Annotated in this window: 25 protein-coding genes and 1 pseudogene; 16 read left to right on the top strand and 10 right to left on the bottom strand. The window is 33.9% G+C overall.

The features are described 5' to 3' along the window. The first annotated feature begins 213 nt into the window (after nt 1-213). From ABH960_RS08500 to ABH960_RS08475, 6 genes are all read left to right on the top strand, one after another. Entirely contained in the window at nt 214-1,164 is a 951-nt protein-coding gene (locus ABH960_RS08500; RefSeq protein ID WP_002126827.1) for a nucleoside hydrolase, read from the top strand. 685 nt (nt 1,165-1,849) lie between these two features. Beyond that, the gene (locus ABH960_RS08495; protein WP_404444376.1) at nt 1,850-2,293 is read left to right on the top strand and encodes a carboxymuconolactone decarboxylase family protein; all 444 of its coding nucleotides are present in this window, start codon (nt 1,850-1,852) and stop codon (nt 2,291-2,293) included. A gap of 241 nt (nt 2,294-2,534) precedes the next feature. Then, a complete protein-coding gene (locus ABH960_RS08490; protein ID WP_404444373.1) occupies nt 2,535-3,065 on the top strand; it encodes a GNAT family N-acetyltransferase in 531 nt (176 codons plus the stop codon). Between the two features lie 551 nt (nt 3,066-3,616). Next, nucleotides 3,617-4,012: a DUF3224 domain-containing protein gene (locus ABH960_RS08485; RefSeq protein WP_002141295.1), complete on the top strand. Its 396-nt coding sequence runs from the start codon at nt 3,617-3,619 to the stop codon at nt 4,010-4,012. Between the two features lie 115 nt (nt 4,013-4,127). After that, a complete protein-coding gene (locus ABH960_RS08480; RefSeq protein ID WP_404444369.1) occupies nt 4,128-5,018 on the top strand; it encodes a Vgb family protein in 891 nt (296 codons plus the stop codon). Nucleotides 5,019-5,672: 654 nt separating this feature from the next. Next, nucleotides 5,673-6,620, top strand: a complete 948-nt coding sequence (locus ABH960_RS08475; RefSeq protein WP_000356572.1) for a DNA-binding transcriptional repressor DeoR — start codon at nt 5,673-5,675, stop codon at nt 6,618-6,620. A 48-nt stretch (nt 6,621-6,668) separates the two neighbouring features. Here the strand turns inward: ABH960_RS08475 and ABH960_RS08470 are convergent, their stop codons facing one another. Beyond that, nucleotides 6,669-7,031, bottom strand: a complete 363-nt coding sequence (locus tag ABH960_RS08470) for a hypothetical protein (RefSeq protein ID WP_002086260.1) — start codon at nt 7,029-7,031, stop codon at nt 6,669-6,671. 156 nt (nt 7,032-7,187) lie between these two features. Here ABH960_RS08470 and deoC point away from each other — a divergent pair, with 156 nt between their 5' ends. The 6 genes from deoC (at nt 7,188) to ABH960_RS08440 (ending at nt 11,955) form a co-directional block, all read left to right on the top strand. Next, complete coding sequence (deoC, locus tag ABH960_RS08465) at nt 7,188-7,859, top strand: deoxyribose-phosphate aldolase (protein WP_404444366.1); 672 nt, start codon at nt 7,188-7,190, stop codon at nt 7,857-7,859. A 105-nt stretch (nt 7,860-7,964) separates the two neighbouring features. Then, nucleotides 7,965-9,146: a NupC/NupG family nucleoside CNT transporter gene (locus ABH960_RS08460; protein ID WP_000876193.1), complete on the top strand. Its 1,182-nt coding sequence runs from the start codon at nt 7,965-7,967 to the stop codon at nt 9,144-9,146. A gap of 36 nt (nt 9,147-9,182) precedes the next feature. Beyond that, nucleotides 9,183-10,484 carry a pyrimidine-nucleoside phosphorylase gene (locus tag ABH960_RS08455; RefSeq protein WP_002165965.1) on the top strand — a complete coding sequence of 434 codons (1,302 nt, stop codon included), beginning with the start codon at nt 9,183-9,185 and terminating at the stop codon, nt 10,482-10,484. Nucleotides 10,485-10,517: 33 nt separating this feature from the next. Continuing rightward, the gene (locus ABH960_RS08450; protein ID WP_000358532.1) at nt 10,518-10,913 is read left to right on the top strand and encodes a cytidine deaminase; all 396 of its coding nucleotides are present in this window, start codon (nt 10,518-10,520) and stop codon (nt 10,911-10,913) included. A gap of 166 nt (nt 10,914-11,079) precedes the next feature. After that, the gene (locus tag ABH960_RS08445; protein ID WP_002158323.1) at nt 11,080-11,475 is read left to right on the top strand and encodes a DUF2871 domain-containing protein; all 396 of its coding nucleotides are present in this window, start codon (nt 11,080-11,082) and stop codon (nt 11,473-11,475) included. Nucleotides 11,476-11,490: 15 nt separating this feature from the next. Next, nucleotides 11,491-11,955 (top strand): CcdC family protein, encoded by a 465-nt coding sequence (locus tag ABH960_RS08440; RefSeq protein ID WP_201066847.1) that lies wholly within the window; start codon nt 11,491-11,493, stop codon nt 11,953-11,955. Between the two features lie 78 nt (nt 11,956-12,033). Here ABH960_RS08440 and ABH960_RS08435 read toward each other — a convergent pair whose 3' ends face one another. Both ABH960_RS08435 and ABH960_RS08430 read right to left on the bottom strand, forming a co-directional pair. Beyond that, entirely contained in the window at nt 12,034-12,264 is a 231-nt protein-coding gene (locus ABH960_RS08435) for a DUF896 domain-containing protein (RefSeq protein WP_404444360.1), read from the bottom strand. Nucleotides 12,265-12,407: 143 nt separating this feature from the next. Continuing rightward, nucleotides 12,408-13,115 carry an alpha/beta fold hydrolase gene (locus tag ABH960_RS08430; protein ID WP_404444357.1) on the bottom strand — a complete coding sequence of 236 codons (708 nt, stop codon included), beginning with the start codon at nt 13,113-13,115 and terminating at the stop codon, nt 12,408-12,410. Between the two features lie 142 nt (nt 13,116-13,257). On the opposite strand from ABH960_RS08430, the gene ABH960_RS08425 reads away from it, so the two are divergent. Continuing rightward, nucleotides 13,258-14,130, top strand: a complete 873-nt coding sequence (locus tag ABH960_RS08425) for a LysR family transcriptional regulator (RefSeq protein WP_001100323.1) — start codon at nt 13,258-13,260, stop codon at nt 14,128-14,130. Nucleotides 14,131-14,184: 54 nt separating this feature from the next. On the opposite strand, the gene ABH960_RS08420 is transcribed toward ABH960_RS08425, so the two are convergent. The 4 genes and pseudogenes from ABH960_RS08420 to ABH960_RS08405 form a co-directional block, all read right to left on the bottom strand. Continuing rightward, nucleotides 14,185-14,430, bottom strand: coding sequence for an urease accessory protein UreH domain-containing protein (locus ABH960_RS08420; RefSeq protein WP_003188550.1), 246 nt, complete (start codon nt 14,428-14,430; stop codon nt 14,185-14,187). Nucleotides 14,431-14,444: 14 nt separating this feature from the next. Then, nucleotides 14,445-14,693, bottom strand: a complete 249-nt coding sequence (locus ABH960_RS08415) for an urease accessory protein UreH domain-containing protein (RefSeq protein ID WP_002126842.1) — start codon at nt 14,691-14,693, stop codon at nt 14,445-14,447. Between the two features lie 194 nt (nt 14,694-14,887). Further along, nucleotides 14,888-15,052: pseudogene (locus tag ABH960_RS08410) on the bottom strand (sulfite exporter TauE/SafE family protein); the annotation flags it as partial. Between the two features lie 19 nt (nt 15,053-15,071). Next, the gene (locus tag ABH960_RS08405) at nt 15,072-16,064 is read right to left on the bottom strand and encodes a F510_1955 family glycosylhydrolase (RefSeq protein WP_002126844.1); all 993 of its coding nucleotides are present in this window, start codon (nt 16,062-16,064) and stop codon (nt 15,072-15,074) included. A 223-nt stretch (nt 16,065-16,287) separates the two neighbouring features. On the opposite strand from ABH960_RS08405, the gene ABH960_RS08400 reads away from it, so the two are divergent. Next, nucleotides 16,288-17,571: an aminopeptidase P family protein gene (locus ABH960_RS08400; RefSeq protein WP_404444352.1), complete on the top strand. Its 1,284-nt coding sequence runs from the start codon at nt 16,288-16,290 to the stop codon at nt 17,569-17,571. 102 nt (nt 17,572-17,673) lie between these two features. Here the strand turns inward: ABH960_RS08400 and ABH960_RS08395 are convergent, their stop codons facing one another. Continuing rightward, complete coding sequence (locus ABH960_RS08395) at nt 17,674-18,309, bottom strand: pentapeptide repeat-containing protein (RefSeq protein WP_002148795.1); 636 nt, start codon at nt 18,307-18,309, stop codon at nt 17,674-17,676. 282 nt (nt 18,310-18,591) lie between these two features. Then, complete coding sequence (locus ABH960_RS08390) at nt 18,592-19,137, bottom strand: hypothetical protein (RefSeq protein WP_404444348.1); 546 nt, start codon at nt 19,135-19,137, stop codon at nt 18,592-18,594. Between the two features lie 439 nt (nt 19,138-19,576). Between ABH960_RS08390 and topB the strand changes: the two genes are divergently transcribed. After that, nucleotides 19,577-21,721 (top strand): DNA topoisomerase III, encoded by a 2,145-nt coding sequence (gene topB / locus ABH960_RS08385; protein WP_404444345.1) that lies wholly within the window; start codon nt 19,577-19,579, stop codon nt 21,719-21,721. Nucleotides 21,722-22,161: 440 nt separating this feature from the next. Here the strand turns inward: topB and ABH960_RS08380 are convergent, their stop codons facing one another. Continuing rightward, nucleotides 22,162-22,830, bottom strand: coding sequence for a YczE/YyaS/YitT family protein (locus ABH960_RS08380; RefSeq protein ID WP_404444342.1), 669 nt, complete (start codon nt 22,828-22,830; stop codon nt 22,162-22,164). Between the two features lie 138 nt (nt 22,831-22,968). Here ABH960_RS08380 and ABH960_RS08375 point away from each other — a divergent pair, with 138 nt between their 5' ends. Further along, nucleotides 22,969-23,844 carry a LysR family transcriptional regulator gene (locus ABH960_RS08375; protein ID WP_404444339.1) on the top strand — a complete coding sequence of 292 codons (876 nt, stop codon included), beginning with the start codon at nt 22,969-22,971 and terminating at the stop codon, nt 23,842-23,844. Nucleotides 23,845-24,206 lie beyond the last annotated feature (362 nt).

The following is a 24,206-nucleotide window of genomic DNA, read 5'->3' as shown; positions in this document are numbered from 1 at the left end:
TCTTAAGTTGATGGGCATGGGATAGCACACCATGCCTATGAACTTAAGAACAGAAACTTACGCTTGAACATAATATCAAATTTAGATGAGCAAAGCTATTTCAAGTGAATAGAATCCACTCTTTAAGAATACATAAAATATATACATACAAGCTTAGTCTGATCACTACATCATTAGTGAAAGTAGGATTCTATAGATTTTGGAGGAAGAGATATGAAAAAAAAGGTTCTCCTGTTTACAGATTTGGGGATTGATGATGCGTTTGCTATACTGTACACTTTTTTTCGTAAAGACATTCAACTTGTAGGAATTGTAGCCGATTATGGAAATGTATCCAGAGAAAATGCAATAAGAAATATTAACTATTTGAAGTACATTGCGGGAAGAGAAGAGATACCCGTATTCCTTGGTGCTTCTGTACCGTTGACAGGTATATTGATTCAGTATTTCCCTGAGGTACATGGAAAAGTCGGATTAGGACCTATCATTCCCCCTGAAATTTCATATCCAGTTTATCCTTTAAATGATATTTATCAAATTATAGAATCAAATTTAGAAGATCTTACAATTATCAATTTAGGAAGACTTTCTTCGCTAGCTACGACTTTTGTGTTGAATTTAGAAACAATGCGAAACGTAAGAGAATGTATTTGCATGGGGGGAGCTTTTTTCTATCCAGGTAACGTAACTGCTGTGGCTGAAGCTAACTTTTACTCAGACCCTTATGCAGCAAACTTAATTCTGCAGCATGCAAAGAACTTGACAATTATTCCTTTAAATGTGACTCAACATGCGATTGTTACACCCGAAATGGTCCAGCAAATCGATGCATTTCATCGGAATACACAGGATCTTGCAGGACTCATCATCAAACCTATGTTAGACTATTATTATAAATTCTACTCTAAGTCTAATCCTGGTATAAGTGGAAGCCCTATGCATGATTTTGTAACAGTGTGGTATTTGCTGAATCAAGAGGCTGTTGGCCTTTCAAGAGTACCCATTAAAGTAATTCCTGATCAAGGAGAAGGATTTGGTCAAAGTATTGCAGACTTTCGTTTTGCTACTAATCCAGGCTATAAAACGCATAATGTAGCTTTTCAGCTTGATTATAAAAGATTCAAGAAGGATATTATGGAAACGTTTTTAAAGAAGAGAGTGTAACAGACTTTATTAACTTCAGATAATAGGGATTATGTGAATGAAATGCCACTTCACTTAACGTACAGGAATTCGACTTTTTTAGGTTAAAATTCGCTTAGCATATAAAACTTCCAAAATGTTGGCTGTATCCCATCACTATCAAGCTAACAAAACAAAATCCCCCTAAAATGAAAAAATCCGCTGACTTCTCAAAGTAATTAACTGTAGTGAAAGAAAATTTTTATTTTGGGGGTACATTAAAACTTTAGCTTGACGGGCAGGGGGTCTCGTCACATGCTTATCAAGCTAAGAAATTAGTTGTTCTCCAAAACGAAAAAATTAACAAAATCCCCATAAATAACTATAGGAAGATAAAAACACTGTAGCTTTCGAATAAAGTTTGATCAAAATTATGTAGTTGTTTGGTGATAATAAAATTGTTTCATTTATAATAAAATCATTTAAAAATTAATAGAGTTATTCAATTTATTCTGACGGTAATAATAAAGTAATTAAAAAGTGAAAATATTTGTTTGGAAAATACGGTTACTCATTTGCGATATTTACGTACCATGAAACAACTAATTACACTGTCTATAACTGAAATTCTCTTTGATTTCGAATGCTTTACAAACAAAAAAATAGCACGAATGTTCGTATGAAGGTATAATTATAAGTATCTTAAAATCAAAGGAGGTCTTGCCTTATGAGTCAAAGAATTTCCTACTATGATGTTGCACCTGATGGCATGAAAATTATGATGGATATGGAGAAGTACACTAAGAAATCTACAATTAATCGAATTACTAGAGAACTTATAAAGATTAGAGTCTCTCAAATTAACGGTTGTGCTTTCTGCATGGATATGCATACATCAGATGCCCGTAAGATAGGTGAAACCGAACAACGAATTTATTGCTTGAATGCTTGGAATGAATGTGATTTTTATACACCTGAAGAGAAAGTTGCTCTTGAACTATCTGAGCATATTACTCTAATTCCCACTAAAAGAGTTCCTGAAGACCTATATAAGCGAGTACGTGAACACTATGACGAGAAACAATACGTTGACCTTGTTCTGGTAATTAATCAAATCAACTGTTGGAATAGAATTTCTATTGCAATGGGAAATACAGCAACTAAAAAATAATTGCTCTCAACGAACGGTAAATAAGAATAAAATTAAAGATGTTTAAAAATCACAATACAATTGTTTCATTTTTCTTTATTACGCAGTTATCATAAACTGTAACATAACCAAATTTTTGAAATTTATTGGTTCATCCTTTATAGCTTTTATAATAATATTATCTTGAAACACGAAGGGACTGAACTATGCGCAGATATCAATATCTTGACCCCAAAATAAAAACATAATGGAGGTAAAAATATTGATTACAGAACTACAAACCGAAAGATTAGTTTTAAGAAAAATGAAAGTATCAGACTCAGCTAGCATGTTTACAATTTGGGCGGATCCAGAAGTTACAAAATTTATGAATATCAATAGTTTTACTGATGAAAGCCAAGCGGTAGATATGATTGAAATGCTTGATAAGTTATCTCGGGAAAACAGAGCTATTCGTTATTCAATAATTGAATTAGAATCAAATGAAATTATCGGTTCTTGTGGTTATAATTCATTTGATTTCAAAAACGCCAAAGCAGAAATTGGTTACGATATTAGTAAAGCTTTTTGGGGTAAGGGGTATGCGCCAGAAGCCATTCTCTCTTTAATGGATTATGCGTTTAGTACTTTAGAATTCAATAGAATAGAAGCAAAAGTTGAATCTGAAAACATCAATTCAATAAAAGTCTTACAAAAGTTAAACTTTACATTCGAAGGGACAATGAGAAAGTGTGAAAAATCTAATGAAAAGTTTATTGATCTAGGTATTTATTCAAAATTAATAACAGATTAACTTATATTACTTAGCCTACATTCCTTAAAATGTAGACTATTAAATACCCTCGAAGCATCCTTAATTGCTATTAATTGAAAGTGAGGGCTACGGCTCTCTTTTTTAATTCACAATTTCTAGTACAATTGAAATAATTAAGAAACGTATAGAGTAATCCGTCCGATCTTAACCACTGAAGAAAAATTAACAGAGGAAGAGATCATGAACTTTGCTGTTGAAATGAGGGAAAAGAAATAGAAGGACACAACTATATAATAAGAAAAATCTAGAAGATACGTAATATTTAAAAATGAACCGTCTCATAAAGAACATGTAGTAATTTCTACGTGTTCTTTTTTAATAAAAATGAAAGTAAACTGTTAAATAAAAATTTACTTTCAATGTCATATAAGAAGAACAAAAAATAAGTCGTCTTTTGCTCTTAACAGGGTCTTACCAGCAGCATCCGTTACTTTAGAAACACTCCTATGAGATATAATTATTGATGGTACTTTTTAGGTGATATACTGGAGGTAGATTACTCATCTAATGATGAAGGGAGGTTTACGCGTATGGAAGTAACATTTACAGTAAGTAAATGGGATGAAAAGCCAGTCAATGACACTAGAAAAGATTTCCCTATTAATATTGCCCATGTCGAATATGATATTGACGGTGAATTAAAAGGAAAAGCTTTTGTTGAATATTTATTATATTATTTAGAATCAACTATAGATGATGGTCACTTGGCTACTGCTAAAATTTCTGGATTTTTACATTTCGAAGGAATTTATAAGGGAAAACGAGGGACATTTATAGCTATAGAGCAAGGGATATTTGATAAAGGAAATCTAGATTCTCCTGCAACAATCATCAAAGCTACTGGTGAATTAGAAAGCCTGAAAGGGTCCTATAATTATAAGTTTACAGGTCAAACCAGTAAAATGATTCTAGACTTTGAATTCTAACAAAATATCTTATAATTTAGCAAAAAGGGCATCCACTGTAATATCAGGAATGTCCTTTTTTAAACTAAATTATACCGAAAAACAAGACTCAAAATTTTCAATGGGAGGAAATGATATGAGGATCACGATACAAGAATATGTGGTCAATGAAATAGATTCAGGACCATATGGAATAACCGTAGGAAAAGACGGAGCATTGTGGTTTACGGAACAGAAAGGGAATCGAATTGGTAGAATAAATGCTACTGGTGAAATAAATTCTTTTCCCATTCCGACAGCAAATGCAGGAGCTATGTCAATTATCTCGGACCAGACCGGTGACTTATGGTTTACGGAATATAACTCAAGCAAGATCGGTAAAATGTCGATGAACGGTCTTTTTGAAGAATATGTACTCCCTACAACGAACGCCGCACCTTTTGGCATAACGGAAGGACCAGATGGAGCAATATGGTTTACAGAAATGAATAATGGTAGGATCGGAAGAATAACAAAGTCAGGGGAAATCACCGAGTTTGAATTGTCTAACTCCAAATCATTTCCCTCTTTTATTACTCTGGGATCAGACGGTGCATTATGGTTTACACAGAATCAGAACAATAGGATTGGGAGAATAACCACTAAAGGTGAGGTCAAAGAATATCCAATCCCAACACCCAACTCCGGGCCAGTTGGAATTGCGAGCGGCCCAGATGGAGCAATATGGTTTGTGCAAATCATAGGCAATAAAATTGGTAGAATTACGTTCGAAGGTGAGATCAAAGAATTTGTTATACCGACGCCGAACACTCGTCCTCATGCCATAATACCTGGGAAGAACAGAGATCTTTGGTTCACAGAATGGGGAGGTAACAAAATCAGCCGTATTACAGTTGAAGGAGTTATTACGGAATATACGATACCTACAAATAATGCAGAGCCACATGGTATCACGTTTTGTCCGGATGGCGATCTTTGGTTCGCTGAAGAGTGTAATCAAATTGGACGTCTAACAATCATTACGTAATAGGGATATCGTCCATCGCTATCAAGCTTAGAAAAGTAAATATCCCATCACCATCAAGTTAAGAATTTGGTTGCTCCCCAAAACGAAAAAATGTGCTTTTTTGTTACAAGTAGCACAAAATTTCGTTCTGGGGGTACTATAAAATTTTAGCTTGATGGCGATGGGGTCTCGCCATCAAAACGTGAATTTCGCACGCTAAGGAATTTCTATATTAAAAAACTTGGCTTTACCGTACGTTAAGGAAGTTCCATAAACGATATTTAATGTTTGTTATTGTTACTACAGAAAGAACAAAAAGAATGAATTAAATATGAATCGATTTATCCCGCTATTTGCGGGCAGTAAGACTCCCACCTCAAAATTCGGCGAATACGAGGGAGTTAGGTGGGAGTCGGACTGCCCGTAAAAGCCCGATTGGTGAGGGCTAATAATCAGTGGGGGATGAACAAAACCCCCACTGATTAAAGTTTCACTTTATCTGATTCAAGATCATTTGTATCGAGTGTATGAAGCTAAAAAATAAAAGTTTCATTGTAAATCCTAAGTGGAGTAGAAGTTTAGGTTGATAAATAAGGGAGTCGAATTTTTTTGCATAAAGCTGTATAATGCTTGTAACGAAAAGGAAATACAGGAAAGGATATGTAATGAGTTACTATGGATAAGGATAAACAACAATTAAGCGTTGAAGTTGCAAGATTATATTATCAATCAGATTATAGTCAGCAAGAAATTGCTAATAAATTAAATATTTCAAGACCGACGATTTCTAGATTATTGAAGTATGCGAAAGAAAAAGGATTTGTTCAAATTAGTATAGCTGATCCATTTGCTGACTTAGATAACGTTGGGAATTTACTTAAAGAAAAGTATAACCTGTTAGAAGCGCATGTCGTATTTTCTCCAGTACCAGAATATGCAACGATTACGGAGTATATTAGTAAATATGCAGCTGAGTATATGGAAAAGACAGTGAAAACTGGTGATATCGTTGGTGTAAGCTGGGGAATGACGATGTATGAAATCGCTAGAAAAATCGTACCGCAACATGTGAAAGGTGTAGAGGTTGTCCAGTTAAAAGGTGGCATTAGTCACTCAAGTGTAAATACATATGCGAATGAAACGATCGCGTTATTTGCAGATGCTTTTCAAACGACGCCAAGAAATCTACCTCTTCCAGTTATATTTGATAATGCGGTGACAAAAGAATTAGTGGAGCAAGATAGACATATTCATCACATTATTGAAATGGGGAAACAAGCAAATATTGCAATTTTCACTGTTGGAACAGTGCGTGATGAAGCGTTATTATTCCGATTAGGATATTTAGATAAGGATGAAACGAACATTTTGAAAGAACAAGCTGTCGGTGACATTTGTTCACGTTTCTTTGATGGAGACGGAAATATTAGTAGCGAAGAAATTAATAAGCGTACAATTGGAATTGAGTTAGAGGAACTTAAATTAAAGAAACGTTCTATTTTAGTTGCAGGTGGTAATAGAAAAATAAAAGCAATTGACGGTGCGTTACGTGGCGGGTATGCAAATGTACTAATTATAGATCAGCATACAGCGAAAGAATTGTTACATTATCAAAAAGGTTAGAAATAAAAGGCTTTCTCAAAATATTAATTTTGAGAAAGCCTTTTATTTTTAGTATGAATAAATCAATGTGTAGTACCTTGTAAAGTATTTGTAAGGAACGCTCTTTGATTGATCTCCTTTTTCAAAAATTAGTGAGTTAGCCATAATATCTCTATCTACAAAACTCCAGCCATCTTGCTCCATCATATCGATAAAAGGTTCCATTTTTCCGCGCTTTACTAAGTAGGGGTATTGATTATCTATCGGTTCTACTTCCACCATTTCTTTATCTTGAATAACCATCTTAGACATAGCTAAAGCAAATGGAACTGGGTTTCCTTCTTGGAAAATAACATCCCTTTTATAAAAAATAAATATGGATAGTGAGGTGCATACTAGCAATGTGAATATAAAGAATTTTGACTTAAACAAGTGGTTCACATCCTTTATTTACAAGCTTATACTACTTTCAATGTATTACTAGAAATTCCCTTCTAAAAAAGAATGAACAAAAGTTCAAAAGTGTATTTACATTTGTTCAACTAAGAGTTAGAATGAAGTTGTTAAAAGATATGAGGAGTGAAGATAATGAACATTGCAAAGTTAATTGACCATACAATTTTAAAACCAAATTCTACAAAAGAAGATGTTATGAAAGTAATCGAAGAGGCAAAGCAATACAAATTTGCTTCAGTTTGTATTAATCCTACATGGGTAAAGCTAGCTGCTGAAGAATTAGCTGGACATGATGTAGACGTTTGTACTGTAATCGGTTTCCCATTAGGAGCAAGCACTACTGAAACAAAAGCATTCGAAACAAAAGATGCTATCGTAAAAGGTGCAACTGAAGTTGATATGGTAATCAACGTAGGTGCTTTAAAAGATGGCGACAATGAGTTCGTTGAAAAAGACATTTATGAAGTAGTACAAGCAGCAAAAGGAAAAGCTCTTGTAAAAGTAATCATTGAAACTTGCCTTCTAACAGATGAAGAAAAAGTTCGTGCTTGTGAATTATCAGTAAAAGCTGGCGCTGATTTCGTAAAAACTTCAACTGGATTCTCAACTGGCGGAGCAACTGCAGAAGATATCGCATTAATGCGTAAAACAGTTGGACCAAACGTTGGCGTGAAAGCATCTGGCGGCGTTCGTACACGTGAAGATGCAGACAAAATGGTAGAGGCTGGAGCTTCTCGCGTTGGAGCAAGTGCTAGTGTTGCAATCGTATTAAATGATGCAAAAGGTGCTACAGATAATTACTAATTAATAAAGTGTGAAAAGCAATAGATACACGTTTAAAGTAAAGTGTATCTATTGCTTTAACAATTGAAAAGAATGTAAGCGGATACGAATGGGAGGAGACGGCTTATGAAATACTTAATCGGTGTTTTAGGCCTCGTATTGATTTTAGGTATCGCTTGGCTTGCTAGTAATGATAGAAAGAAAGTCAAATATCGCCCAATCATAACGATGGTTATATTACAATTCATTTTGGGGTTTTTATTATTAAATACAAGCGTAGGGAATATATTAATTAGCGGAATAGCAGATGGTTTTGGAGAATTATTAAAATATGCCGCTGATGGTGTGAATTTCGTATTTGGTGGATTAGTAAATCAAAAAGAGTTTTCATTCTTTTTAAGTGTATTAATGCCAATCGTATTTATATCAGCTTTAATAGGTATTTTGCAACACATTAAAGTATTACCTATTATTGTGAAATCTATCGGTCTAGTATTAAGTAAAGTAAATGGGATGGGGAAACTCGAATCATATAACGCGGTAGCTTCTGCGATTTTAGGACAATCTGAAGTGTTTATTTCAGTTAAGAAACAACTAGGATTATTGCCAGAGAAAAGAATGTATACATTATGTGCATCTGCAATGTCTACAGTATCTATGTCTATCGTTGGATCATATATGGTGTTATTAAAACCGCAATATGTTGTAACCGCTTTAGTGCTTAACTTATTCGGTGGCTTCATTATTGCTTCTATCATTAACCCGTATGAAGTTACTGAAGAAGAAGATATGTTAGAAGTACAAGAAGAAGAGAAAAAGACATTCTTTGAAGTATTAGGGGAATACATTATAGATGGATTTAAAGTTGCGATTACAGTAGCAGCTATGTTAATTGGTTTCGTTGCTCTTATCGCATTCATTAATGCAGTATTTAAAGGTGTAATCGGTATCTCATTCCAAGAAATTCTTGGCTATGTATTTGCACCATTTGCATTTATTATGGGTGTACCTTGGCATGAAGCAGTTAATGCCGGAAATATTATGGCAACAAAATTAGTATCAAATGAATTTGTTGCGATGACAGATTTAGCAAAAGGAAACTTTAATTTCTCAGATAGAACGACAGCGATTATATCTGTATTCTTAGTTTCATTTGCAAACTTCTCTTCAATTGGGATTATTGCAGGGGCAGTTAAGAGCTTAAATGAAAAACAAGGGAATGTAGTCGCAAGATTTGGTTTGAAATTACTTTTCGGTGCAACGTTAGTAAGTTTCTTATCAGCAACAATCGTGGGCTTATTATTTTAACAGATTCATATAATATAAAAAGGAATGGTGATTGTAATGAGAATGGTAGATATTATTGCGAAAAAACGTGATGGAAAAGAATTAACAACTGAAGAAATTAATTTCTTTATTAACGGTTATACAGACGGAAGTATTCCTGACTATCAAGCGAGTGCACTTGCAATGGCAATTTTCTTTAAAGATATGACGGATCGTGAACGTGCAGATTTAACGATGGCAATGGTTGAGTCTGGAGAAACAATCGACTTATCAGCAATTGAAGGCATTAAAGTAGATAAGCATTCAACTGGCGGTGTTGGTGATACAACAACATTAGTATTAGGACCATTAGTCGCTGCTTTAGATGTACCAGTAGCAAAAATGTCTGGTCGTGGTTTAGGACATACGGGCGGGACAATTGATAAATTAGAAGCGGTAGAAGGATTCCACGTTGAAATTACGAAAGAACAGTTCATTGATATTGTAAACCGTGACAAAGTGGCTGTTATCGGACAAACAGGAAACTTAACACCTGCTGATAAAAAGATTTATGCATTACGTGATGTAACAGGAACAGTAAATTCAATTCCTCTAATTGCAAGTTCAATTATGAGTAAAAAAATTGCAGCTGGTGCTGATGCAATCGTACTTGATGTAAAAACAGGTGCTGGTGCATTTATGAAAACCGAAGAAGATGCAAAAGAATTAGCTCATGCAATGGTACGTATCGGAAATAATGTTGGACGTCAAACGATGGCAGTAATTTCAGATATGTCACAACCTCTTGGTTTTGCGATTGGTAACGCTCTAGAAGTGAAGGAAGCAATTGATACTTTAAAAGGCGAAGGTCCAGAAGATCTAACAGAATTAGTACTTGTATTAGGTAGCCAAATGGTTGTACTTGCGAAAAAAGCAAATACATTGGAAGAAGCTCGTGAAATGCTAATTGAAGTGATGAAAAATGGAAAAGCAACTGAGAAATTTAAAGAGTTCTTAAGCAACCAAGGCGGAGACAGCTCGATTGTAGACAATCCAGAAAAAATGCCACAAGCGAAGTATGTAATTGATGTACCTGCAAAAACTTCAGGTGTGATTTCAAACATTGTTGCAGATGAAATCGGTATCGCAGCTATGTTATTAGGTGCAGGTCGTGCGACAAAAGAAGATGAAATCGATTTAGCGGTAGGATTAATGTTACGTAAAAAAGTTGGCGATGCAGTAAAAGAAGGCGAGCCGTTCGTAACGATCTATGCAAATCGCGAAAATGTAGAAGATGTAAAAGCAAAAATCTATGAGAACATTTCTATCGCTGAAACAGCAGTGGCTCCTAAATTAGTTCATACAGTTATTACTGACTAATCATAATTACATTTACTTTGAGGAGGAAATAATATGGATAAGAAAAAATATATCGAAGAAGCAAATAAGATGTTATCGAAAGCGTATATTCCGTATTCTAAATTTCCTGTTGGTGCAGCGCTAGTTACAAAAGAAGGTAAAATCTATACTGGTTGTAATATAGAAAACGCTTCTTACGGTTTATGTAACTGTGCAGAAAGAACAGCAATATTTAAAGCAGTATCAGAAGGTGAGCGCGACTTTAGTTACTTAGTCATTACAGGCGAAACGGACGGACCTATTTCACCATGTGGTGCTTGTAGACAAGTGATTGCTGAATTTTGTGATCCGAAAATGCCAGTTTTACTAACGAATGTAAAAGGCGATGAAAAAGAAGTGACTGTGGAACAGTTACTGCCTGGCGCCTTCTCAATTGAAGATTTAAAATAAGGTGAAAAGCCCTTCCATAACTCATAGTTGTGGAAGGGCTTTTTTATGTATGAAAATTGCAATGTAATCTTCTGTTCATATTCCGTTCATAAACTTTGCGTAAAATGATTGCAGTGAATAAAGAAAATGACAATATGAATTGTCGTTCTACAGCAGGAGGAATATAATGAAGAAATTATATAATGCAGCATTCATTTACTTAATTATTGGTTTATTATCAGGTGTATTTGCTAGAGAGTATACGAAAGCGCAAGGAATTAAAGGATCCACTATGTTGCAATTAGTGCATACACACGTATTAGTGCTCGGCTTCGTATTCTTTTTGGTCGCTTTGGCTCTATTTAAAGTATTTAATGTCCGTGAAACAAAAAGTTTTCGCGCATGGTTTGTTGTGTATAACATAGGATTAATTTTTACAATCGCTACAATGGTATTTAGAGGTATTTTACAAGTAAACGGAACAGACTTTAACGGTTTAAGCCATATGGCTGGATTAGCTCATGTCATTATAAGTGTCGGGCTTGTTTGGTTTATGATTTTGCTCAAAAAGTCTTTTAAATAGATAGGGGTGGAGAGTATGAGTTTAGCACTTTTATCAAGTATCGTAGCAGTTTGTATGGCCGTTGGGGTAATGTTTCTTCGCTTTAAGTCAGCGAAAAAACCGATAACGAAAAAGAAAATTATATTACCGCCAATTTTTATGAGTACCGGTGCAATGATGTACTTCTTACCAGAGTTTCGGTTAACATCATTAGAGATAGTAGAAGCAATTAGCGTAGGACTTATTTTCTCTATATTTCTTATTAAAACAACTAAGTTTGAAATAAGAGGCGAACATATATATATGAAACCGTCAAAAGCGTTCATATTTATTTTAGTTGGTTTATTAGCTGTCCGGGTAGCATTGAAATCATATTTAAGTCAGTCGATTGATTTAACCCAATTAAGTGGGATGTTTTTCTTACTTGCCTTTGCGATGATCGTATCGTGGAGAATTGCAATGTATCGCTCGTATGTTACATTGCAAAAACAACAATATTAAATAGAAAAAGAGCTGGAATTTCATTATGAAAAGTCCAGCTCTTTTATGTTATATACAATTGTTTATTTAGCTTTGATTTCATTTGCTTAATTTCAAACGAATTTGAGCATCTTGTAATGCAACTGGTGTAACATTAAAACCATTTGAATCGACAATTTTTGTGTTTAATAAAATGGAATCTAAACTTCCACGAAATGTTTTTGTGTAGTTTTGACGTAACATTTGTTGTTCTTGTTTTTCATCAACAGTTAATCCAGATGTTCTTTCTTTTTTTGATAATTCGTTAATACGGAATAAAATGTTATTCATTTTGTTCACCTCTAATTTTAATTTAAATTAGTTACTTACTAATTTATAGTTATTTTAACTTTTTTATTTGACTATGTCAAGAAGTGTAAAAAAGTAGACACCCGTATTAAAGTAAGCGGGTGTCTACAAGGTAGATATAAGATTTAGCTTAATTCATGTAAGTGATTCACAAGTTCTGTTGTTTTAGAAAAGAATGGTGAATGATCAGCTTCCAAAGTAATTATTTTTGTGCAAGGAGTTTCTGTATTCATTCGGCGCTGAAAATCAATCGGAATCGCTCTATCTAGAGTTGTTTCAATATAAATGCGATCTATAATTCCGAAGCTTTCTTCAGAAATTTTTAGCTCTTGCTGGAATGGTCCTAACGGTTGAGGACGCATTTGTTTGAAAGAAGCTTCTTTAATCGCTTCGTCTTCTGTAGCATTTAAAAATGTTTGTTCAATCAGATTAGGTATAAGTTCTGCAGTCATGTCATTCTCATTTACAGAGAATTGTGGGCCAGCCTCTCCGGCTAGTTTACTACCAAGACTTTCACCGTTTTGTGGTAAGAATGCGCAAAGATAAACTAATTTATCGATTTTATTCGGTATATATTCAGCTGTTTGTGTAATAACAATGCCGCCCATACTATGTCCAACGAGAATAACATTTTCATTTTGTTGATGTATAGCATCAGTTACTGCATCAACATAGGAATCTAACGTTACATTCTGAGAGGGAGTCATATCTTTCCCACTTCCAGGTAAGTCTAGTGTAATAACTGTATGTCCGAAAGCCTCTAGTTGAGGTTTTACTAAATCCCATGCCCATTCACCTTGCCATGCTCCATGTACTAAAACGTAAGTACTCATTTAATCAACACTCCTCTAATGTTTATATGTTTATTTTTTCGTAATATTGATGATGTATAATTAGTGTATATGAAGTGGATTGATAAATATAATGAAGCTTATTTATAGGTGATATAAATAACTTTTATATAAGGAGAACAGAATGAACGTTTTTGATTTTAAAGTTTTTAAATACGTGGCTCGTTTGAACAGCATTAGTTTAGCAGCTAAGGAGTTACATATGACACAGCCGGCTATAACTCATATCGTAAACAAATTAGAGAAACGATATGCTATAACATTATTTGATCGCTCTAGACAAGGAACTGTTTTAACTGAAAATGGAAAAGAATTTTTAGTTTGTGTAGATCGACTTCTAATGGAGTATGAAAACCTTGAAGAAACAGCTTTACAATTAAAAAATAATAACTTGTATAAGATTGTATTAGCTACATATCCTTCAGTTACTGTATATTGTTTGGCGGAGTGTATCGAACTAGGTAATTTTGATCAAAGTCAGTATGTGCTTGCAGTTCGAGAAGGAAGCTATCAAGAAGTGTTAGATTGGCTGTCTTCTGGAAGTGCAGATTTTTCTATTTCTATAAAAGAAAATTTAATACCAGGATTTCATTATGATGTAATTGGTGAAGATCCGTATGTTATGGTTTCTTCTAAGTCAGTTCCATCTGGTCTTACAATGAAAGAGTTGAAAAATTATCCTTTTATAATGCCGCTCTCTGGTTGTAAAGAAGTACTTGAACCATATTTGATGAAAAATGAAATAGTAGTTAATAAAGTGATGGAATCAGAGACAATTAGTTCGGCGTTAGCACTGGCTTTACAAGTTAAAGGAATAACAATCGTTCCATTATCAGGACTTCATAAACAAATTATTCATGACTTCATCGTGCAACCGATAGAAATTAAAATTCCACGACAACTTATTATGCAATGGTCACCTAAAAAAGAAAATGACGCACTGTTTCTGGCGTTTGTTACGAATTTACTAAGCCAACTACAACAAAAGAAAAAATGAATAAAATGATACAAAAGGTAAGCTCATTTCACTGAAGCTTACCTTTTGTGTGTATTACCAATATAGGACAGTATCATAAAGCCCGATTAATATAAGGAGAACACCGGCTATACGCTGAATGTTTTTTCCTATTTTTCGGCTCTTTTTCAGTAAAGTCCCATTTAATCCAAGGTAGGAGATGATGAACATAAGTACAACGATAGGTAGAGCAGTTCCTATCGAAAAGAATGTCGGAAACAAGTATCCATAATTAGATGAGAAAGATAAAGGGATTAACGTTCCGAAAAATAGAACGAACATAGTCGGACAGAAGGCTAAGGAAAAGAGAATCCAAGTAAAAATGAGCCAACCTCATTTTGTTTTCGTATAAATTTGATCGAGAAGAAACTTCTTCCTTTTATAATACCTGCCAACATTAGCCCCATTAAAATTAATAAAGGTCCAATTATTTTTCGTAACCATGGGAAATACAAAGTTAATATTTGCTGAATCTCTTTTCCTAAGAACCATACTAATAGTCCAAGTGTCGTAAAAGCTATTATTTTTCCTAAAATGAATAACAATATATGTTTCCATGCATGTCCCTTTTGTAAAGATTGATTGCCATAAAGTGAAACTTTAATCAGTGGGGGGGGTTGTTCATCCCCCACTGATTATTAGTTGAACCAATCGGGCATTTACGGGCAGTTGATATCCACCTAACTTCTTTGTACTATCCGAATTTTGAGGTGGGAGTTTTACTGCCCGTTAATGCGGGATAAAGTGTAATAGCGCTAATGTTTCCTGTTAATTGGCAAGGAGAAAGGGTACCTACAATGCCTAATAAAAACGCAAATAAAAGAGGAATTGATTTCGTAGCATTCGCGATATCCATTAAAGGAGACATGAGTTGATAACTCCACTCGCTAACTGTTGAAAACACGTTATATTCACCTTTCTAACTAGTTATATTGTAATGTTCCATTTTTAGTAATCTGCTTCCACGTTTTACCGTCATCCATAGAAAGAAAGACATTTGCTTTCATTGTAGCAAAAACTATTTCAGCTGAATTTTGAGGATTTTGTGATATGTACATAATTGTATCTTTAGAATCTAAAGATGGAATCTGTAAGTTTGTTTCTTCATTTGTAGCAATTGATTTCTTCGTAATTAGTTGCTCAGTTTGCTTATTAATAGAGGCATAGATAATGTCTTCATTACTTAATGTAACTGCGGTCGATTCAACTGGTTTAGAAAATAGTTCAAATGTATTTCCATAATCTGTAGACAAATATACACCGTCTTTAGCACTTACCGCGACTACACTAGATTGATCTGGATGTGCTGAAAAGGAATGAATTGTACTTGAAAGACCGTTTAATTTACTATTTTTCCAATCTTGTCCGTTGTTCGTACTGAAATAAAAACCTTGTTGTAATTTAGAATTTGGACGCTCATTGTATAAATAAATTGCTTCCGTATTATATCCGACAGCAAGGTTATGAAAATCAGATTCTCCATAAAACGCTAGCTTTTCGAGGGTATTACCGCCATCAGAACTTTTCATTAACCCTAAAGGATTTTTTAAATTTGCACCTGGTTCAGGATGACCGCTGGCAACGAATCCATTCTTTGTTGCCTGAAATCCCATGTAATCATGTAGCTCAGTCGTAGTTTCAAACCATTTACCATTTTGATAAACTTTTATACCACTGTGAGTTGCGATAGAAACCCCAGGCATATTTCCCGCGTAGCCAATTCCATGAATGTGCTCGATTTTTCCAGATGTAATTTCTTTATAGAAGTTTTGCGGAATCGTAGTTGCTGTTTCTTTATTTTTTGGCTGAGATTGCACCGTTTCTTTTTTAGCTGGTGCTGTTTCAGCATTGCTAGAACATCCTGTAATTATTAATAAAGAAGTAATTGCTAACCCTGTTGCTACATAATGTTTCACTTTTGTAGACTCCTTTCCATATATATGAGATTTTAAGTATATGGAATAAATGTCAAGAAATTGTGGAGTGGTATGCATAATTTAGAGTGGAAGGGGCCCTAGTAATGAAGATTTTCTTTTCTCTATGAGCACTATTAATTGACGGAAAATTATAACAATAATAGAATGAATTATATTGGATAATTAGTTTCAAAATTATACATAGAACGCTAGGGGGATTATTATGAAATCAACATTTTTTGCTCAAAATAGAGAACGATTAGTAAACACATTACCGGATGAATCTATTACTATTTTATTTGCTGGGCAAGCACCTCATATGTCAGCCGATGCACATTATAAATTTGTGCCGAATCGAAATTTTTACTATTTAACGGGAATCGATGAGCCAAATGTTATTTTCATGTTGAAAAAGTTTGGAAATAGTGTGGAAGAAACTCTTTTCATTGAAAAATCAGATCCAGTAATGGAAAAATGGGACGGTAAAACAGTTTCTAAAGAAGATGCAGAACAAATTTCAGGCATAAAAAAAGTTGTATATATAGAAAGCTTTGAGAAGACAATGGCAAATACACTTTTCACAGAAAATGTGAAGCATCTGTATTTAGATTTAGAGCGTCGTGAGTGGAAGGGTACTGAGACGAAAACGTTAGCGTTTGCTAAATATGTAAGAGAACAGTATCCACACGTTTTAATTGGTAATGTATATCCGCATATTTGTGAATTACGAGTGTTTAAAACGGAAGAAGAAATTGAAATCATTAAAGAAGCGATTGCTGTAACTAAAGAGGGTATTTATAACGTGCTGAAGCATGCAAAAGCAGATGTGATGGAATATGAATTAGAAGCTCATTTTGATTTTAGGCTTAAATCATCTGGAATTAAACATCATGCATTCAATACAATTTTGGCGAGTGGTAAAAATGCTACAGTCCTTCATTATGAAGATAATGATGCACAAATTCAAAATGGTGATTTAGTACTGCTTGATTTAGGTGCTCAAAAAGACTATTACAATGCTGATATTAGTTACACATTCCCAGCTAGCGGAACGTTTTCGAGTCGCCAAAAACAAATATATAATATCGTGTTAAAAGCATTGAAAGAAACAACTGAACTTATTAAGCCAGGATTAAAGTTTGCTGCATTAAATGAGCATACAAAAAAAGTATTAGCAGAAGAGTGTAAAGCAATTGGTTTAATTCAAGAAGACGAGGAATTATCTAAATACTATTATCATGGAGTAAGTCACTTCCTAGGTTTAGATACGCATGATGTAGGAACGTATAAAGATAGAGTATTAGAAGCAGGTATGGTCATTACGATAGAGCCTGGCCTTTACATTGAGGAAGAATCAATTGGTATTCGTATTGAAGATGATATTCTTGTAACGAAAGACGGGTATGAAAACTTGTCAAAAGATATTATTAGATCAGTTGAAGAAATCGAAGAGTTTATGAGCGAAAATAATGAACATATAAAGGGAAATCAGGCCGTAGTTAAATAATAAGAAAAAGGTAACCACTAATGTATTTGAACTTCACCTCGAATCGTGGACACTTAAAAAAGTCCATGATTCGGGATAGAGTTCTGTGCTACCTTCGAAATACTAATCTTTAATTATTAATCCTAATAGAGTTGCGAACTGAACAGCTTGATATGTTGATACTTTACATCCTCTTAAATCGTTCACTGAAACTGTAAGTGTATCAAAATTAGAAGAACTAATATCTATCCCCTTCAGTGATGTTTGATCAAAATTAGCTTCGTCAAGGCTACATAATTGGAATTCAACTTTTTTTAGTTTACAGTCAAAGAAATCTGCATTATTTAATGAAGTTTCATTAAATATAATTTTTTCTAGTTTAGAATTTCCAAATGCCGCTAAATTCAAAATTGAATTCTCAAATTTAACATTTCCTAAGCTAGATTCTGTAAAGTTAACTCCAATTAATTTACTATTTTTAAATTCAACTCTGTGAACAGAAGAATTGCTTAAATTAACATTTGATAAATCGCAGTTTTCAAAACAAACATCTGTGATATCAATATTGCTAAAGTCTGTATTAGTGAACTTACAATTCTTTATCACTGCATTATATAAGCGCACTTTATCTACAGATTCATTTTCGAAAGTGGAGTCTATAATTTCACACATTTCTAATGTTGGATCTTCTTCATAAAAAATATCTTGAAAATTCCGTGAAGATAACTCTGGTGAAATTTTTGGTCTATCAATTTTCATAGTATATCAATCCTCTTCTTTTTGATATATGAGTGTAATTCAGGTTTAGTGTCTTTCTAGAAAGAACATTAGTTCTTATTATACACAAACCTACCTTTTTTTGTGAAGAGCATTGCAGCTGATTTTTTCTTATTTAGAAGTCACAGTGTTATTTTTTCTTAAGAAACAACGTCATAATAAATACGAGAATTGCTAATACAGTCGTTACAAGGAAAGCATCTTGCATACCTAAAATATTCGCCTCTTGTAAAGCGTCTGCTTTATTAATTTTGTTTGCAAGTGTTAATGCATATGTTGATTGTGTCCGGATGAAGGTGGAGGAGCATAATCTGGGAATGTTATAAATACAGAAACAATGATTACTACGCCAATTGAGAGCAATAATAGAAACCCACGATGGATATAAGTAGAGAAGGTTTCAGATAAAAGCTGAATCATACATGACATAGTTATCGTTATAGTAAGTAAGAGGCTAATGAACAGTATACTATGAGCTTGTTGAGCGTTTAGCATTTCTGTAATCATAGCTCCCATCATACTTGCCATTAATCCAGAGAACATTCCTTCTAAGGCAGTATACAGGTGAAAACGTAGACCGACTAAAAAACCAATAAAACCACTAATCAAAATAGCAAGCAAAGTAGAATATAGTAATTCTCCTTTAAATAGAATACCTAAATAAAAACCAATGCTTAAACCGATACTCATACTAAAAGACATAATAAATACCATATACTCCATTAGGGTATCCTTACGTTTAGAAATATATGATGTAATAATAATCGAGATACAACAAAGTGTTAAGGTAGTTAACGTATAAGCAAGCATCATGATACCTCCCTGTCCTATCGTTCATTTCATCATATGTTCAAATGGAGAATACTTATGCTTATTTATATCTGCAAATTATCTGCACAATTAAAAAAAAGGTAAGTTCAATATAATTTTCAAATAATGATGGTTATCTTTGCAGACGATACTTCATAACAAATTGTTATATTTAAAATTTTATAGAATATATGAAAGCAAATAGTAGTGAATGGAAAGGACGCTCGATTTTTGGACGTCTTTTTTGTTTGTGAGTATGCGAAAGAGGTTGTTATATAATGAGTTTCTATTGTGAAGCTCTTAAGAATAAGCGTATAATATTATAGGTCTCACATTTGTGAGGCAAACCGCGAATGATAAATAAGATTGTTGTTTTATCATCGCTTCTAAACATATAGACAATGAAAGTAACACTGGAATACAGATAGGGAGTTATAAAATGAAATTAATTATCGCCGAGAAACCAGATCAAGGTTTGGCTCTTGTTTCACAGTTTAAATATCGCCGGAAAGATGGGTATTTAGAAGTAGAAGCAAATGAGTTATTTCCAAATGGAGCGTACTGTACATGGGCAATTGGTCATTTGACGCAGTTATGTAATCCAGAACATTATCATGCAGAGTGGAAAAAATGGTCACTTAATACGTTACCAATGATTCCAGAACGTTTTCAATTTGAAGTAACAAAGTCAAAATATAAGCAATTTAACGTTGTGAAACAGCTGTTACATAATCCTCAGGTAACAGAAATTATTCACGCGGGCGATGCTGGTCGTGAAGGGGAATTGATCGTACGAAACATTATTAATCTTTGCAACGTGCAAAAGCCAATGAAGCGTCTTTGGATTTCATCTTTAACGAAACAAGCTATTTATCAAGGATTTAAAAACTTACTAGATGAAGCAGATACGATTAATACGTATTACGAAGCATATACAAGATCTTGCGCCGACTGGGTCGTTGGTATGAATGCATCGCGTGTCTTTAGTATTTTGCTAAAGAAAAAAGGAATGAACGATGTATTTTCCGCTGGTCGTGTACAAACACCAACATTAGCACTCATTGTAAAGCGTGAGAAGGAAATTGAAAACTTTAAATCAGAGCCGTTTTGGGAAGTATTCGCAACCTTTAATATAGAAGGAAAGAAGTATGAGGGGAAATGGGAGAAAGATAATGAGTCCCGCTTAAATGATCCTGATTTGGCAAATAAAATTGCAGCGTTTTGTCAAAATAAACTGGCTGTAGTAAAAGAAATGAAAACGGAGCGTAAAGAGTTTCAGCCGCCGTTTTTATTTAATTTATCAGCACTGCAAGCGACAGCGAATAAAGCCTTTAAATTTTCACCGAAAAAGACGCTTGATATAACACAAGCACTATATCAAAAAGGGATAGTCTCTTACCCTCGTTCGGATTCTAACTATGTTACACAAGGAGAGGCAGCGACGTTCCCTGATATTTTACAGAAGTTAAGTCAGTTTGATGAATATAAAGGTTTATTGCCAGCACCAATTGAATCGATTATGAATAATAAGCGTTATGTGAATGAAAAGAAAGTTACAGATCACTACGCAATTATACCGACAGAGCAAGTTACAAATCCAAGCAAACTATCAGGTGATGAAAAGAAAATTTACGATATGATCGTAAGAAGGCTGATTGCGGCGCATTATGAAGTAGCAATCTTTGACTACACAACGATTACAACTCTTGTAGACGAACGTGCTGCGTTCATTTCGAAAGGAAAACAACAAATTCAAGAAGGATGGCGTAAAGTCATTTTCCAAGACGATAAAGATGACGAAACGATTCTTCCAATTGTAGCTGAAGGTGAACAAGGGAAAGTTGTAAAGGTGAAAGTGAAAGAGGGGAAAACACAGCCACCGAAACGTTATACAGAAGGACAACTTATTACGTTAATGAAAACGGCCGGTAAGTATTTAGAGAATGAAGAGCTTGAGAAAGTATTGAAGAAAACAGAAGGTTTAGGTACGGAAGCGACTCGCGCCGGTATCATTACGATGCTGAAAGACCGTAAATATATAGATGTACAGAAAAACCAAGTGTACGCAACCGATAAAGGGAAAGTATTAATTACAGCAATCGGTGATAAAATACTAGCTTCACCAGAAATGACAGCAAAATGGGAGCAACGCCTTGCGGAAATTGGAGAAGGTACAGCTTCACCAGCGACATTTATGGAGCAAACGAAAAAGCTATCAGCTAAAATTATTGAAGATGCGGTAGAAATGTCGGAGAAATGGGATTTCACCGGATTACATGTTGAATCGATTGAACGAAAAGGATCGAAATTTACAACAGGTAAAAAGGTCGGGAACTGTAAAAAATGCGATGGCGATGTTATTGATAAGTCGACGTTTTACGGTTGTTCTAACTACAATACAACACAATGTGACTTTACCATCTCGAAGAAGATTTTAAGCAAAGCTATTTCGCAAAAAAACATGACGAAACTATTAAAAGGTGAGAAGACCGATTTAATTAAAGGCTTTAAAAAAGGCGAGAAAACGTTTGATGCGAAGTTAGAGTGGAAAGATAATAAGATTAATTTTGTGTTTGAGAATTAAGTGGTTTTAACAAATGAAAAAGCTCTTTCCCGAGTAAAATGTGCTGTATTAGGTTTGAAAATATAGATAGAAAAGAAAAAGCATGACAATTTTATGTCATGCTTTTTTATTTTATAATTACAGAGTTTTGTATACTAGCACTAAAATTTATTTGAAATAATTGTTTGAAAAGATGGTATGAAATAGTGTTAAGTAGCAATAAAGTTTTTTAAAATATAAAAAAGTTGTTTAAAGATCCTTCTTTAACTAAACGGCAGGTTAGTTTTAATACAATGTTTGTTTTATCATTTAACCAAAGTGATAGAAGGTCAAAGAAAAGGCAGTAATAAAGAAGTGCCATTCCTAATGTGGACTGATACTTGGTAAGGTGTAAAATTCATTATTTGATTTCGGCTGAGGAATTTGATTCATCTATTTTTCCTGTACTTTATTATGATTCCTTAGACAGCCTTTTCTGTTTTAAATACCCATTGTTGGAGAGGTGGTTGATAATACGGTATCATCCACCCTAAAATTTTGCCGATAAAATAGGCGGCAATTAATGTGCCGATTCCGATTGAGCCTAATGATTGAATGAAAACTATACAGATTGCACCAGCCACACAAATGTTTATTAAATCGCTCAAAATTTTTGCTTTACCGAATTTTAAGTTAAATTTTTCACTAATTGCATAAGTTAACGCATCATACGGCATTAATGGCAGTTTCGCTGTTGTATAGCCCATTAAACCGACCGCTATAACAAATAAACTAACAATTAAATATACACTTCGAGCAAGGAGAGTTTCAGGTGGAGGGAAAAGTTGTACAAGGAAGAGCGTTGCATCCATGAAAAAACCAAATAAAAACGAAATAATGAATTGACTCACAAATTCATTTAACTCCATTCGTTTACTTAATATCACTTGAATAATAATGTATAAAACATTTGCAAGCGCCATTGTCACACCAACCGATAAACCAATCGTTAGCGTACTTGCATATGCTAATGATGACACAGGCGATACACCAAATCCTGCTTGAATCGACATGCTAATGCCAATCGACATAAAAAATAACCCGAGCACGTATAAGATGATGCGCTTCAAGGTTCTGCTCCAATGATTCATAGTATCTCTCACTTTCTAGTTAATATTATCAATATAAAGACTATAGCTATAGAATTAAATATAACGCTAAATTCGACATATGAAAAATATATATATGATAAACTAATTATATCAAAAAACATATGATGGAGAGATACAATGGATTTCAGGCAATTATATTACTTTAAAGAAATTGTGAAACAAGGAAGCATTTCTAAGGCAGCAGAAGTGCTCCATATCGCGCAGCCCCCACTTAGCCAATTATTAAAAAAGCTTGAAACTGATTTTGGCACAACTTTAATTCATCGATATCGTCAAAAATGGGAGCTTACAGCAACAGGTGAAATACTATACCAATATGCCAATCAAATGTTAATGCAAATTCAAGATGTAAAGCAGCAAATTCAAGAAATTGAACAAGGTATAGGCGGAACAGTAAGTATCGGTGTATCGTCTACATGTTCGAATATGCTCATTGACTATGTTAGTACGTTTAGAACACAATACCCTAATGTCAAAATAAAAATAGTAACTGGAAATTCAGAAGAATTATTAAAAAGACTAGAACAAAGAGAAATTGATGTTGCCTTACTTTTACGATTGGGCAATAGTGAACAATATGCGATGAAAATATTAAAAAAACAACCAACCGCTGTGATTATTCCATCAAGTTGGGCAGCATCGTTTTCATCACAGCATGTGACGATTGAACAGATTGCCCAGTTTCCATTCATTATGCTAGGAGCAATGGAAGGACTCTCCTTCAATGAAGACCTTTTCAAAGTATTTGATGAACATCAAGTCAAGCCAAATATCATTATCGAGTGTAAAGATATAAGGATGGTTGTAGCACTTGTTAGTAGAGGACTAGGATTATCCGTTATTCCAAGAATGGATTACACATCATCATTTTTAGAACATACAACGCTTTTTGAATTGAAACAATTTGATTTTCAGTTAGAGCCTGTAATAGTAAAATTAAAAGACCAAAGAATTTCCAAAGTAGCATCTCAATTTTGGGAAATGGCTGATTAGGAGATATGAACAAAGCAAAAATAGCCTCCAATCAAGTAATAAAGACATCTTACGAAAAATTGAGCCGGGATAAAAAGTTCTTTACTAATTTGAAAAACGCAGTAATTACATTACTTATTAGTAAAGAGCTTTTTATATAAGGACATAAGTGGTTTCAACAAATGAAAAAGCTCTTTCCCGAGTAAAATGTTCTGTATTAGGTTTAAAAATATAGATATAAAAGAAAAAGCATGACAATTTAAAATGTACCCTATAGAATAGACACTGAAAAAAAGTCTATTCTATAGGGTATTTCTTGTATAATGAGAGAAAATTGGGATCGGAGAAAGTTCAAAATGACAAAAAAGCTATTTACAGAAAGA

The organism is Bacillus sp. RC252 (genome assembly GCF_044909215.1).
GTDB classification, from domain to species: Bacteria; Bacillota; Bacilli; order Bacillales; family Bacillaceae_G; genus Bacillus_A; species Bacillus_A mycoides.
This window is presented reverse-complemented; position numbering and strand designations above follow the sequence as displayed.